The organism is Jeotgalicoccus sp. ATCC 8456 (assembly GCF_016313225.1).
Classification (GTDB): Bacteria; Bacillota; Bacilli; order Staphylococcales; family Salinicoccaceae; genus Jeotgalicoccus; species Jeotgalicoccus marinus.
Genome location: NZ_CP066224.1, coordinates 133,402 through 148,204, shown reverse-complemented (window position 1 = coordinate 148,204; position 14,803 = coordinate 133,402). Strand labels below are relative to the sequence as shown.

At 35.7% G+C, this 14,803-nt stretch carries 11 protein-coding genes; 3 read left to right on the top strand and 8 right to left on the bottom strand.

Going from position 1 to position 14,803, the window contains the following annotated elements:
• Positions 1-6: 6 nt before the first annotated feature.
• From JEM45_RS00880 to JEM45_RS00855, 6 genes are all read right to left on the bottom strand, one after another.
• Positions 7-1,944 carry an FtsX-like permease family protein gene (locus JEM45_RS00880; protein ID WP_198687545.1) on the bottom strand — a complete coding sequence of 646 codons (1,938 nt, stop codon included), beginning with the start codon at positions 1,942-1,944 and terminating at the stop codon, positions 7-9.
• Positions 1,931-2,692 carry an ABC transporter ATP-binding protein gene (locus JEM45_RS00875; protein ID WP_198687544.1) on the bottom strand — a complete coding sequence of 254 codons (762 nt, stop codon included), beginning with the start codon at positions 2,690-2,692 and terminating at the stop codon, positions 1,931-1,933. Before JEM45_RS00875 ends, JEM45_RS00880 begins: the two co-directional genes overlap by 14 nt.
• Positions 2,693-2,794: 102 nt before the next feature.
• Positions 2,795-3,787 (bottom strand): sensor histidine kinase, encoded by a 993-nt coding sequence (locus JEM45_RS00870; RefSeq protein ID WP_198687543.1) that lies wholly within the window; start codon positions 3,785-3,787, stop codon positions 2,795-2,797.
• Positions 3,788-3,791: 4 nt separating this feature from the next.
• Complete coding sequence (locus tag JEM45_RS00865) at positions 3,792-4,466, bottom strand: response regulator transcription factor (protein WP_026866822.1); 675 nt, start codon at positions 4,464-4,466, stop codon at positions 3,792-3,794.
• 3 nt (positions 4,467-4,469) lie between these two features.
• Entirely contained in the window at positions 4,470-5,663 is a 1,194-nt protein-coding gene (locus JEM45_RS00860) for a DUF418 domain-containing protein (protein ID WP_198687542.1), read from the bottom strand.
• Positions 5,664-6,090: 427 nt separating this feature from the next.
• Positions 6,091-7,224: an MFS transporter gene (locus JEM45_RS00855; protein WP_198687541.1), complete on the bottom strand. Its 1,134-nt coding sequence runs from the start codon at positions 7,222-7,224 to the stop codon at positions 6,091-6,093.
• A 106-nt stretch (positions 7,225-7,330) separates the two neighbouring features.
• Here JEM45_RS00855 and JEM45_RS00850 point away from each other — a divergent pair, with 106 nt between their 5' ends.
• The gene (locus JEM45_RS00850; RefSeq protein ID WP_026866818.1) at positions 7,331-7,819 is read left to right on the top strand and encodes a COG3014 family protein; all 489 of its coding nucleotides are present in this window, start codon (positions 7,331-7,333) and stop codon (positions 7,817-7,819) included.
• Between the two features lie 36 nt (positions 7,820-7,855).
• Here the strand turns inward: JEM45_RS00850 and JEM45_RS00845 are convergent, their stop codons facing one another.
• The gene (locus JEM45_RS00845; RefSeq protein ID WP_166626804.1) at positions 7,856-8,806 is read right to left on the bottom strand and encodes a dipeptidase; all 951 of its coding nucleotides are present in this window, start codon (positions 8,804-8,806) and stop codon (positions 7,856-7,858) included.
• Positions 8,807-8,953: 147 nt separating this feature from the next.
• Here JEM45_RS00845 and JEM45_RS00840 point away from each other — a divergent pair, with 147 nt between their 5' ends.
• Positions 8,954-10,282, top strand: coding sequence for a YjiH family protein (locus JEM45_RS00840; protein ID WP_026866816.1), 1,329 nt, complete (start codon positions 8,954-8,956; stop codon positions 10,280-10,282).
• A gap of 221 nt (positions 10,283-10,503) precedes the next feature.
• Here the strand turns inward: JEM45_RS00840 and tyrS are convergent, their stop codons facing one another.
• Positions 10,504-11,766: a tyrosine--tRNA ligase gene (gene tyrS / locus JEM45_RS00835; RefSeq protein WP_235678933.1), complete on the bottom strand. Its 1,263-nt coding sequence runs from the start codon at positions 11,764-11,766 to the stop codon at positions 10,504-10,506.
• Between the two features lie 405 nt (positions 11,767-12,171).
• Between tyrS and JEM45_RS00830 the strand changes: the two genes are divergently transcribed.
• On the top strand, positions 12,172-14,694 hold the full coding sequence (locus tag JEM45_RS00830; protein WP_198687540.1) for a transglycosylase domain-containing protein: 2,523 nt from the start codon (positions 12,172-12,174) through the stop codon (positions 14,692-14,694).
• The last annotated feature ends 109 nt before the right edge of the window (positions 14,695-14,803 follow it).

The window sequence follows — 14,803 nt, the reverse complement described above, 5'->3', positions numbered from 1 at the left end:
TTTTTATTATAAGCTTTTACTTACTGTCTTCTTATAATATAAGAGTGACATCAGTGCAAAGATTGAGTATAGAATTGTGTAGATGAGCATAACGAGGAGTGTGGGTCTCCACATCTCAACACCGAATATAAACCAACCAGATCTGACTGCAAAAATTGAATGAAGTAATCCAATGAATAGTGGAATACCAAAGGATATAACCATCTTATTGACTAGTCCTCTTAATATCTCATTATTTGTGAATCCAAGTTTTCTCAGGACTTGGTAAGATCCTTTTTCACTTTCACATTCATCAATTTGCTTAAAGTATAAAATACAACCTGATGTGAGTAGGAAAGCAAAGCCTAAATAGCCTAAGACAAACATGAGAATACCTGATGTTTGAATCATCTCATTATAAGACATTTGCTGTGATGAGAATGCTGGATTTTCTTCCTTATCCATCATTTCTAATACATCCTCATTGTCTCCTTCAACAATGTTAAAGGCTGCAAGTTCTGTCGGCCTTTCAGCATCAATTTCAGACACTACTTCGTTTTCCATCAATTCTTTATATACTTTATCGTCCACTACTAGTGTCGGCATACCAAAGGTTAACCGTGTTGGGAGTACTGCTTCAGAATATACTTTTGAAACTTGTACTGTTTTTTCAAATCCTTCAGTTGTAGTAAAGGTCATAGGAGTGCCGGCTTCTAGATCTGTAAAAAAGTCTAAGATTGCCATTGTCCCTGTTGCATAGACTTCATTTTCACTTACATCATAACCTTCAAAGTCTGCATCACTTACGATAGGATATTGTATACCGTCTATATCTTGACTGGCTAAATTTGTTTCCATTTGATTATCCATTTGTACATTAAATAATAGGAATTCTTTTTCGTAACGACTAATGCTATATCCCTCATCATTTAACATATCTTCATAGAAATCAATATCTTCACTTGTTTCAACCGTATAGTCGTATGGTTCAGTACTTTCTAGCATTTTCTCGGTCGAGTAAAAGTTAATATACGATAGTGACATTGCTGTAATGCTTATTGCTGTAATGACTGTGATTATTGTGAGTAAGAAAGCATTTGAACGCATCTTAAACATAATAGATGTCGTAGACAGTACATCTTTTACATTAACATGGCCAGCTTTTCTTTTTCTAAAGAAGTTTAAAATTAGAGCGACACCACATTTAAATATAAGATAAGTCCCTACAATCGTTAAGAACAAAATACCTAACATTAAAATGGGGAGTAGTACTGGCATCTCCATGGCCATATCAAACATCTGGGATGATAGGAAATATCCCACTGCTACCATAACGATTCCGAGAATTCCAAACAAGGCAGTCGGTACACCAATTGGTCGTTGACTCGACTCTGATACCTTATTTAATTTCAATAGATCAATAAGTTGATGTCGACCTAAGAAGATTCTATTTTGTATTAATAAGCAAATGAAGATAAATACAAAAACGCCAGCTGTGGTGAGGGCTGCTACCATAGAGAAACTCATCTCAACCATTAAGTCAACACCAATGATTTTCATTAGAATCATCAACAATAGTCGAGAGATAAAGAATCCTAAAATGATACCGAGAACTAAACTTCCAAAATATATGATAAAGTTTTCAACCAGTAAAATTCTAAATACCTTGGACTTATTCATCCCGATTAACTGGTAAAGTGCCAGTTCCCTATGTCTTCGCTTAATGAATATCAGATTCGCAAACATGACAAAGAATATTATGATAATCACAATGACAACGGATCCGGCAGAGAACAAGGCGTTCATTGCAGTACTTTGTGAAATTTCTTCGCCAGCCTTTTCGTCAAATGTCAGTGTTAGCAATGAAAAGAACAAGGCAACACTAAAGACAAGTGCGAAGATATACAGCGCGTAGTTTTTAAGGTTTCTAGAAAAGTTTTTGATGATTAAACTATTTAGATTCATCAAGCACACCACCTAAGACGCGTTGGGTATCTAAAATTTCACTGTAGTAATCATCCTGACTCATGTCGCCACGTGAAAGTGATGTATACACCAGACCATCTTTTAGAAATACCACTCGATGTGAGAAACTCGCAGCAGTTGCGTCATGTGTGACCATGAGTACACTTGTGTTAAGATTTTCATTTAGTTGCTGTAGCTTTTTCAACAGATCACTTGCTGATTTTGAGTCTAGCGCACCGGTTGGCTCATCAGCAAAAATAATTTTCGGTTGGTGGATAAATGCACGTGCAGCACTCGTTCTTTGAGCCTGTCCTCCAGAGATTTGGCTAGGGTACTTGTTCTTTAGATCACTAATTCCGAGTTGGCTAGCAATTGTCTCGAATTGATTTTCCGCTTCTGATTTAGACATCGAACGTATAGATAGAGGTAACATAATATTTTCTTTTACCGTTAGCGTATCTAAGAGATTATATTCTTGAAAGATAAATCCTAAATCCGTCTTTCTAAAGTCTGCTAATTCCTTATCTTTTAAATTCGTAAAGTCAAAATCATCGATATAAATATGACCGCTTGTCAATTTGTCAATTGAACTGAGCACATTAAGTAAGGTCGTCTTACCTGAGCCTGAGGCACCCATGATGGTAACAAACTCGCCCTTTTCTAGATTCAAATCAATACCTTTTAAAACTTCTGAGCGATTAAACTTATTGCCGTAACTTTTTTTAATGTTCGTTGCTTTTAATAACATATTAATTGCCTCCTGTTTTAATTGTTAATACCAGTTTAATCTCTAGAAATCCTTTTATCGTTTGAATCTCCTAACAAAAAGCACTATGAAGTGACAAAAATGTCACTTCATAGTGATATCAGAGAATTTATTTGCCTTATTAAATATTAAGGTCATTGTTGTATATTCTCCATATGTGGACTGAGCGCTTAAGTCTATATTTAACACCTTACACACTTCCTGACTTAAATAGAGCCCCATACCTGTAGATTGATTATCGTCGTGATCTGACGTTGATGTAAATCCTGAGTCAAAAATTCTATCTATATCTTTTCTTTCGATTCCTCGTCCGAAATCAGTGATTGTAAGTCGTAAATGATCCGCCACCATTTCCCCTGAAATGACTATGTCGTTATCATTCGAATACTTCACGCTATTTGTCAAAATTTGATCTAATACGAACTGTAACCACTTTTTATCAGAATATACATGCTCATATTTAAGTTCAACATCAAAACCTATATTTTTTTCCATACACACACTTCTCAACTTAAGTATTGAGTGTTTAATCAAATCATTAATATTAAATGATTCAATATATAAATCATTTTTAATATTGGGCAGTCGCTGAAGATATAAAATTTCGTTCAGCATATTATTCAGTCTGGTCCATTCACTTTGGAGTTTGTCATGATAATCGCCTTCTAAGTCATCAATCATTAATTTCATGGTTGTGACTGGCATCTTCATATCATGGATGAACCGTGTCAGCTCATCTAAGTTTTCCTTTGTTCTCCCCGCTTCTTCCTCAAGTTCTGCTTGATGATGAAGCCTTAACTCATATAACTTGTCGTAAATCTTCTTTTGAGTATTTACTAAGGGTTGGTCTACAGTTTCCACATCATTTAGGTTACCTAAGGCATCAAACTCATTTTGAAACGTCCACTTTCTCACAAAATCCCAAGCTAAATATATTATAAAGATTAAAAGATTAAATAAAATCAAGTAGATAACAGAAACGTTTGGAATACCGTTATCAAGTATTCCTATAAGTACTATAAAACTATTCATTATTATAAACAAAACAGCGATATTAATATTTTCTTTAAAGTACATTATTTTACCCCTTTAAGACGTAACCACTACCTGTCTTTGTTTCAATCGCATCGTCTAACCCTATTTCCTCAAGTTTTTTTCTCAGGCGATTTACGTTCACAGTCAATGTATTATCGCTAATAAATCTAGAGTCATCCCATAGGGATTCAATAATATCATTCCTTGAGATGACCTCATCTATGTTTTGAGCCAAAATTGATAAGATATAAGATTCATTTTTTGTTAGTTCAACTTCATTTTCTTCCATGATAATTTTCAACTTTTTAAAATCAAAAACAGCGTTCCTATATTTATAAACACTGACGTCAGTTGCCTTATACTCATAAGTTCGTCTTAATAACGCTTGAACCTTTGCATTTAACACTTCAAAGTTAAAAGGCTTTTGGACATAGTCATCCGCACCCATTTGCATGCTCATGACCATATCAGCAGGATGATCCCTCGAGGATAGAAAAATAATGGGGACACTAGAAATATTTCTAATCATTCTGCACCAATAGAATCCGTCATATTTTGGAAGTGTAATGTCGATGATGACTAAGTTAGGTTTGACCTCTATAAAATCGTTCATTACATCGCTAAAATCCTTTATTCCAAATGCGTCTATATCCCATTCATTGAACCTTTTAAAAAGCTCATCTAAAAGTACCATATCATCTTCTATAATGAGTAACTTCATTGATTAGACCCCTTTTTTCTTGATCGGCATTACATTTAAGTATGTCAGTGTTCTCCATATCCACTCTAGTGGACCATATGAAAAATTAGACATCCACATCTTAGATAAAATAATTTGCACAGTGAAAACAACGAGTACGATTGGCACAAAATAAATTGCATCCACACGATTAAATAAACCACCAACATAAAAGATAAGTAACATGATTATCGTTTGACCAATATAATTTGTCAAAGCCATTTGACCGACTGGTTGTAGAACTTTCACAAGCCCTTTAAAGTGCTTCATTAAAATTAGCATCAATGCAACATAGCCGAGTGACATCAATGGACCACCTAAAGAACTTGAGAGTTGCCCAAGTGTTGAATAAATATCATTATCACCTGCATAGGTTGTAAAATATCCTGTCACAATTTTAATTGGCAGACCAATACCTAAACCATACCAAGCTAGTTTTTTTATCATGTTCATATGTGCAGGTAAGTTTTCAAACACTCTCATTTGACCGAAAGATAAACCGATTAAGAACATTGCAAGTACAATTGGCACAACAAAAATCATTCCTGAAACCGAGATTCCTAGTAAGGTCATATTCATACTGACAACTTCACTATAAGAACCACTACGAATCGCATCGGTCATTCCAATTTCAAAGGCAAAGCCAGCCATCGATTGATCGCCCATTAAGAATAAGGCTAGAGCCCCTAGTAAAATTAAGCCTGTGATCATTGTTAATATCAGTACTGCAATAATCACGTTCACCTTAGGACTCAATCTATAGAAGAAGAAAAGAAGTGCACCAGCAATTGCATAGGTCCACAGAATATCGCCATACCATAAAAATATTCCATGTAGGAGACCAAAGATTAATAAGACAAACATTCTTCTATAAAACAAGGGTGCAAGATTTTTACCCTTTTGTTCCGCTCTAGATAAAAAGATGAAAAATCCTAATCCAAACAAGAACGAAAACATTGTAAAAAAATTCGTTGTAAAAAAAGTGTTGATGAAAAATAAACTCAGTTCATTCCAAAAACCTGTGTATATTTCACTGCGCTCTGGATTCAAGCTGTCCTCAATATCAGGACCAGCAAATGCCATAATATTCATCATCAAGATACCTAACAAGGCAAATCCTCGAATGCCATCAATTTCATGTATTCTTTCCTTAAATGAAACAGGTTGATTTTGATTCATTGGTCCACCTCTAAAGATTATTTATTTCTAACTTACCCTAATCTTACTAGTAAAAATAAAAAATCGCATTTCTTTATGAAAGAAAGGCGATTTTAAAACTGCATAAATTCTGGTGGTGCACCAGTTAAATATGTGTATATATAGTAAAAACATATCAAAGCCAGTGGAACTACAATAACAATAAACAAGAATAATCTCAAAAATCTCACCAAGATTTTATATATAACAATGCATAATATAATAATTAACGTACCATATAATATGTTACTCCAAGTATATTCAATGGACGTATATCCAGTATAATTCACAAGAAATATTGCAACCACACTGAGTATGACAATCAACACCAAACGCATTAACATGATTCTCTCTCCTTTTGGTCTTTTAATTATACAGGATAAACGTCAACATTTGAAATTTAAGCACGTTAGTTTCTTATATTTAAGGCTGCAATCATACCAATAAAGACGATGACAAAGCCTAACCAAGGGCCATATGATATATCGAAATTGTTGATGAAGACGCCGCCGATAACTGCCCCAATTCCGATACCAAGATTTAGTGCTGACATGTTCCAACTGAAGACATTTGAACTCGACCCCTCAATATTATCGACTAGGCCACCTTGTACTGCAGGTGAAGTTGCCCACTGGAAGAGCACCCATAAGAATACATTAATATAGAAGAGAATCGGTGTATCATATAAGAATGGCATCATGAATAGACTAAGTAAGAAAAATGAAAGCATGGTAATAACTGTACGTTTAGCACCAATTTTATCGACTAAATTACCGCCAATATATGTCCCAGTCATCCCTCCTGCTCCTGTAATCAACAAGGCCATTGAAACATTCTCTAAAGTATAACCATGTGACGTCATAAGTGGCGAGATATAACCTAAGATAATATAGTTACCAATCAACACAGCCAATGTCACAGCAATATATAATGAGACATTTCTTTTAGATGTGATTCGACTTTTTTGTTCGCCTGGTTGAATATCACTATCAAGCGCCTTACTGTTAACAAACAAAATCACACCAAATCCTACAAGAATTGCTAAGATAATGACTAATAAGAAAATAATTCTCCAACCAAACTGAGCACCGATAATCGTACCGATTGGAATCCCAAATACGTTTGCGGCACTAAAACCCATGTAGACTGTAGCAAGCATCTTACCACGAACTCTCGGTTCAGATAAGACCACAGTCATATCTAATATTTTTACAATAAACACTGCAGCAGCCATGGCAGTAATGACACGACCGACAGAAAGCATAAAGAATGTGTCAGCTAAACCGAAAACGACATTACCTATTATAAATACAACTAAGGATAGAAGAACTACAGGCTTAGAGTTTAAATTTTCAGTTAAACGAATTAATATCGGTCCAAAAACTGCGAAGCTGATCGCATAGACCGTAATTAACTGTCCAGTCAGAGCATGACTGATACCTAGATCACTACTCATCAGCTCCAAAATACCGGATACAATCAATTCCATCATACCGAGCAAAAAGATACCGACGGTAAAAGTAACGATTAATTTTTTGTTCATTTATAAACGCTCCATATGTAAATTATTTTAAAGGGCAACTCTGCTATTATACAATAAAGTATGACCGTTTTAAATGATAGAAATATTATATTCATAGGAGTGGACCATGAAAAGATATATATTACTTTTTTCTTTTATTCTTTTAGTTTTAAGTGCATGTTCTAGTGAATCGACAGAAAACTATAGCCAGATGACCTCAGCTTTTGAAAGAAACGATTCTGAATTAAATAAAAAAATTAGTGAAACTGTTACGAATATACAGGAAGAGTCCAACAGGGACAAGGCCTTAGCAGATATCAATGAAGGTATTATTCCTAGAATCGATGATTTTAAACAAACAATAGATAATTATACCTTGTCTGATGAAGCACATATCGAAGTCCAAGAGGCGATTCAAACCTACTTAGATAATTTACGAACATTAATGGAATTGTATTCAGAAATTAATTCTGAGTTCTTTATAGTCAATCCTTTTGAAGATGCGTCGCTAAGTGAAGACATCAATCAACAGCTTGAAGAGATTCAAAACCTAGAAGAAGAAGTCCAAAAAAATAGAGCTGATATCGATCAGCTCATCAGTGAAAATAATGAATAAGTAATGACCTAGGTCGCTATATAGCGACCTAGTTTTTTATGAACAAAAGTTATTAATGAAGTTCCTTGATGCAATATCTTCAGCAAAATCTTTACCGTATCGTACCTCAATAGCCGACATAAGGTTCGGGTAGTCACCTGAGTCTTCGAGATCAGCGACGAAATTCGGAATACCATCGAAGTCTGAACCGAGACCAATGTGTTTTTCTGCGCCGAGTTCACGGATTTTATCGATATGTGTTAAGAGGTCATCAATAACAAGGTTCCCTTCTCCGACAAATGCTGGGCAAAAGACGATATTGACCATACCACCCTTTTGAACGAGTTTAATGATTTGCTCATCGTAGAGATTTCTAGGATGATCCATTATTGTGCGTGAATTAGAATGACTGGCGAATACATGCTTACCTTTTTCAATCACATCTTCAAAGCCGTGAACGTTTAAGTGACTCACATCAATTAAAACGTCATGTTTATTGCATTCTTCTACTACTTGGTTACCAAGTTTACTTAAGCCAGTGCCGCGAGTTTCCCCCACACCATCAGCAACTAAGTTAGCATTATTCCATACTAAACCAACTGATAGGACACCTAAGCGAAATAAGGTTCTTAATTTCATTAAGTCATTGCCAATCGCATCGGCACCTTCTAGGGTTAGTACCGCTCCGTATTCATCTTCTTTTAAATTATTGATATCGGATAATTTCTTTATGTGCACCATCTTATCCATTGTGAGTACTTCATTATAAAAAGCATCAACTTGTTCTAGTGCATGCTGCCATTTTTCATTATCAGGGATTGTTGGTGATATAAAGATTGCATAGAACTGAACTTTTACATTCCCTTCAATCCTACGTTTCATATTAGTATCAATTTCTTTAGAATCTAAATAATTTAAATTTCTTTTCCTACCATAGTAGCCATGAGTACTACGCTGGTCACTCTGTAATTTCAATAAAGCATCGCAATGTGTATCAATAATATTCATTTTAACTCTCCCCTTTTAATCTTATATCTATTATAATATAATACATTCAAATGAAAACGTTTACTTATTTACTTTTATACATTATGATGTATAATTATTTAATACATTCAATGAGCTTTATAAATCTATAAATAAAGAGGTTATCATATGACAAGATCTACTACATTCCTTAAATTTTTATTACCATCCTTATTTGGGATCTTTATGTTTCTTGTTCCCCTTAATATTGATGGTGAAACAACAGTTCCTGTTGCCTTTTTAGCTAACTGGATAATTGAACTAATTTCAGTTGAAACGATTACATTACTTGTTGTCATTACGATTGTCTTTGCGGCCATAATGAGCATATTGTTTACTTGGATATTAAAAATTGATACTGGATTCTGGTCTAGTATTTTTAATACCAGTCATTTTTGGGTCACTTTAAGAGCAATCGGTGCAATATTTGCAGTTCTTGCTTATTATGGTGTCGGTCCCGAGATGATTACTTCTTCTAGTACAGGTGGCATGATTTTAAATGATTTACAGCCAACCTTATTCACGGTATTCATTATTGCTGGTTTCTTCTTACCGTTATTATTAAACTATGGATTGTTAGAGTTTGTTGGCACGCTGTTTGCGAAATTCATGCGTCCCGTATTCACCCTACCTGGACGTTCAACAGTTGATAACTTAGCTTCATGGGTTGGAGATGGTACTGTCGGTGTCATCCTAACGAGTAAACAATATGAGGATGGATATTACTCAAAACGCGAAGCTAGTGTTATTGCATCGACGTTTTCAGTCGTATCGATTACATTTACAATTGTTATTTTAGACTTAATTGGACTGATGCATTTGTTTGGTCCATTCTATTTAACAATATTTATTGCTGGTGTAATTGCAGCCTTGATTATGCCGAGAATTCCACCATTATCTAAGATTGAAGATAGCTATTATAATGATGGATCTGAACTGGAAGAAATAATTCCACAAGGTCATAATCCATTCTCTTGGGGATATAAACAAGCTTTAACAAAGGCAGAAAAGTCACCAGGTTTTGTTTCACTAGTTAAAGAAGGTATTAAGACTGTGTTTGATACTTGGTTTGGCGTACTACCAGTCGTTATGGCAATTGGTACACTTGGTACAATATTAGCAGAATACACACCAATATTTACTTGGCTCGGCCTACCTTTTGTACCGCTTCTAGAATTGATTGGTATACCAGAAGCTCAGGCAATGTCAGAAACATTATTCATCGGTTTTACTGATATGTTCCTACCAGCGATTTTAATTGAAGGCGTACAATCAGACATGACCCGCTTCATTGTTGGTGCCATGAGTATTACCCAGTTAATCTACTTATCAGAAGTCGGTGGTGTAATTTTAGGCTCTAAGATTCCACTAGGACTCGGAAAACTCTTCACAATCTTCTTGATAAGAACAGTGATTACCTTACCAATTATTATTATTGCTGCGTTCTTAATCTTTTAATACAGTAAACGACATGAGGATCTACGGATTCTCATGTCGTTTTTTTGTGCTTGTATTTAAATTGTGATTTTAATTCTATAAGTCCCTTAGGCAATAACGATTTATAGAATAATGGCTTTAAAATTCTATTCGTCATCAATAATTACCTCATGTATAGAAAAAACGCACTTGTCTTCCCAAGGGATCAAGTGCGCACTTTGGACTCATGTCCAAGCCTATTTTTATTTGTAATATACAATCGTGTATTTCTTCTTACCACGTCTGAACACCGTGAAATCATTGTCTACCTTATCCGCTTCTGAGATTTCATGTTCTAAGTTTTGCTGTCTTTCACCATTGATGTAGATTGCACCGTTTTGAATATCCTCACGTGCTTGTCTTCTTGATGATGAAATACCAGCATTTACAAGGACTTTTACTAAATTGTTGTCTTCAGCTTCAACTGTAGCAGATGGTGCATCTTTAAGCGCATCTTTAATTTGACTCGCATCTAACGATTTAATATCTCCACTAAATAATGCTTCTGTTACTTTTTTCGCCTCTTCAAGTCCGTCATTACCATGTATAAATTCAGTAATTTCTTCGGCTAAACGTTTTTGAGCTTTTCTTAAGTGTGGCTCAGTTGCAACTGATTCTTCTAGTGACTCAATTTCTTTTCGTTCTACAAAGGTAAATAGTTTCAAGAATTTAATAACATCTTCATCTGATTGGTTTAACCAGAACTGGTAGAATTCATAAGGCGATGTACGGTTTTTATCGAGCCAAATATTTCCTGACTCGGTCTTACCAAATTTCTTACCATCAGCTTTCGTAATCAGTGGAATAGTTAAGCCTTCTGAATTCGTCGTACCATACATACGTCTCATTAATTCAAGACCACTAGTGATATTACCCCACTGATCTGATCCACCAATCTGCATGCGCACATTGAATTCTTTATTTAAGTGACCAAAGTCAATTGCTTGTAAAATCGTGTAAGTAAATTCTGTATATGAAATACCAGTTTCCAATCTCGTTTGGATTGCATCTTTCGATAACATGTAGTTCAACCCAACATGTTTACCGTAATCTCTTAGGAAAGATATTAAACTGATGTTTTGTAACCAGTCTTTATTATTTACGAGTACTGCAGCATTTTCATCACTAAAGTCAAAGATAGTTTCCATTTGCTTTTTAATACCCTTAACATTTTCATCTATTTGTGCTTCGGATAAAAGCTGACGCTCATCTGCTTTAAAAGATGGGTCTCCGATCATCCCAGTACCGCCGCCAATTAAGACAACTGGGCGATGTCCATATAGCTGGAAGCGTCTCAACGTTAAGAATGGGACTAAGTGGCCAATGTGTAAACTATCTGCTGTTGGATCGGCCCCACAATATAAAGAAATTTTCTCACTTTCTAACATCTTGTTGATTTCATCTTCATCAGTCATCTGATAAATAATACCACGGTATTTTAAATCTTCTAATAAAGTTGTCATAATAGCCTCCTATAATTTTTTTAATAAATAAAAAAGCACCCATACTATATAGTATGGGTGCTGACACGGTACCACCAAACAATTTATCTCTAAATAGAATATACGTAATTCTAGACGTTCAAACTAACTTATGAGTGTATTCATCTAGATATCCTCACAGACTCTCACCATCCGTCTGCTCTCTGAATCAAATAAAAAGATTACTTGTCTCACCGCTTGAATTTATTCATTAAATTTACATCAGTATATTATAATCTGGAGATTAAAGTCAAGTTGGCGAGGTCTTATAGCTTGAAAATTATAGATTTTAAGCTAATATGGAATGGTTGATTATCATAGTATTTTCGGTCTTTTATCGCTAGGGAGCACTGAAAACATGTGATATAATCTTTTTAATAGGAGGTTGGCATGAAAAAGAAAAATGACTTTATTGATAATATAAAGAAGATGTTTTCGCGCAGTGACTCTGATAAGAAAACTGACAAGATTCACGGCGAGACTGCGAAGGACAAATATCAAAATACAGTCGCCCGCTTTAAAAAAGCTGGGTCTCCACTTAGAGTAACATTCTTCACAGCGTATGATACGATTTGGAATGTTGTTTTATTCTTACTATTAGCAGTTACTCTACTTGGACTATTTCTTTTCAGCATCGGTCTTGGCTATTTTGCAGCACTTGTTTCTGATGAGGAAGTGCTCGCTGAAGATGAAATCCAAACTGCCTTGACGGAAATGACTGAAAGTACGTCTGTGACTTTTGGTACCGGTGAAGAACTCGGAACACTTCGTTCAGATCTTATACGCGAAACCGTCTCATATGACGAAATCTCTGAAAACGTAATGAATGCCCTTATCGCTACAGAAGATGAACATTTTTATGAGCACAACGGTGTTGTACCTAAGGCATTTATGAGAGCTTCCCTTCAGGAATTATCTGGTAGTGAAGCAAGTTCAGGAGGTAGCACCATTACCCAGCAGTTGGTCAAAAACCAAATGCTAACTAACGACCCTACTTTCGATAGGAAGGCGACTGAGTTACTACTCGCATTTAGAGTCGAGAATATATTAACGAAAGAGGAAATATTACAAGCATACTTAAACGCAGTATCATTTGGTAGAAATGCGAATGGTCAAAACATTGCAGGTATCAAATCTGCAGCTCAAGGTGTCTTTGGAAAACCTGCAGCTGAGTTAAATATTGCAGAGAGTGCCTTTTTAGCAGGTTTACCACAAAACCCATATGCATACACACCGTTTAATCAAGATGGGTCAATGAAAGAACCCGAACTGTTAGAAGCAGGAAAGAATCGTCAGGAGTTCGTACTTTCAAGAATGTTGACAGAAGGTGTCATTACCCAAGAAGAACATGATCAAGCTCTCGGCTACAACATCTATGAAAATATGGCTTCTAGTGTGGTTGTTCCAAACCAAAACTACCCGTTCTTAACCGATGAAGTTGAACGCCGTGGTGTCGAAGTCATCAAATACATCTTGGCAGAAGAAGAAGGCGTAAGTCGTGAGGATGTTGACTCTACTCCACTCTTAGACCAAGAATATACTCAAAAAGCAAATGATGCATTGCGTAATGAAGGTTACCAAATCGAAACAACAATCGATAAGGAAATTTACGACACAATGCAAGACACCAAGAATAATAACTTCAACTATTATGGACAACGCTCAAGTTTAGATGCCTTGAATGCCGTTCAAGGTGAGGAAGAGGAAATTCTTGATCATGAAGTTGGTATGGTCTTAAAAGATAATCAGTCTGGTAAGATATTAGGTTTTGTCGGCGGCCGTAACTATGAAAACTCAGAAGTTAACCACGCAACTCAAACAACACGTCAGGCAGGTTCGACTATGAAACCACTCAGTACTTATGCACCAGCTATTGAAGAAGGACTCATCGTACCTGACACTGTATTACTCGATGAAGAGTTCAACAACAATGGCTATCAACCAGCAAACTACTCTGGTGACGAATATGGCTTAGTTTCTGCTAAACACGCACTCAGTAACTCTTACAACTTAAGTACCTTGAGATTATGGTCAGAAGTTAGAAATCATGATCCATATCAGTACTTAGATGCAATGAATATGAGTGTACCTGAACAACTCGTTGGTATTACTTCATTACCACTTGGTCCACTCGATACGTCAGTTGAAAGCAATGTCGATGCCTTTTCTACTTTCGGTAATCAAGGTGAAATGAATGAAAGTTATATGATTGAAAAGATTACTTCTCCAACAGGTGAAGTTGTCTATGAACACCAAGGCGATCCAACTCGAGTATTTAAGGAATCTACTTCATTCTTAATGGCAGATATGTTGAAAGAATCCTTTGTTTCTGGTTCGGTTTACCATATTAAAGATTACTATGAAGCAGTCAGTGACGTTTACGATTGGTCAGCAAAAACGGGTACATCAGAACAGTTTGTTGATTCTTGGATGATTGGTTTTAACCCTAAAGTTACCTTAGGAATATGGATGGGTTATGACAGAAATATTCCTCAAGTTTATGATACTGATGCGGAAACACATCCGCATATCTACAACTGGAGAAACATGGCACAAGCTTTAACTGCAGTAGCTCCAGAAACGATGGGTGCATACGAAGAATTCCAACAACCATCATCAGTTAGAACAGAAGATTTCTGTGCATTAACGATGGAATTAGAAGATGATTGTTCAAGAAGTATGGATCGTCCAATTGAAGGTTTAATTGCTGAAGATACACAATTCAGTGATAAGAGTTCTCTAAATGATCCCGCAATTCAAGCAAGAATGGGTGCAGGTATTGACCCTAGTCTATCTAACGGAGATCTAAGAGGAACTGTAACGAGAACTTACGATGACACTTATAGAGTTCCAAGAGGTTCTTCAAGTAGTAGCTCAAGTGATGACGAAGATGAGGACGAGGACGAGAACTAAATACTTGCAAAAGGGTGGGAATATATTCCCACCCTTTTTATTTGATAATCTATTAATTTCATTAAAAAAACACTCGATGCTTGACCTGATGTCACTTAAGTTTACAGTT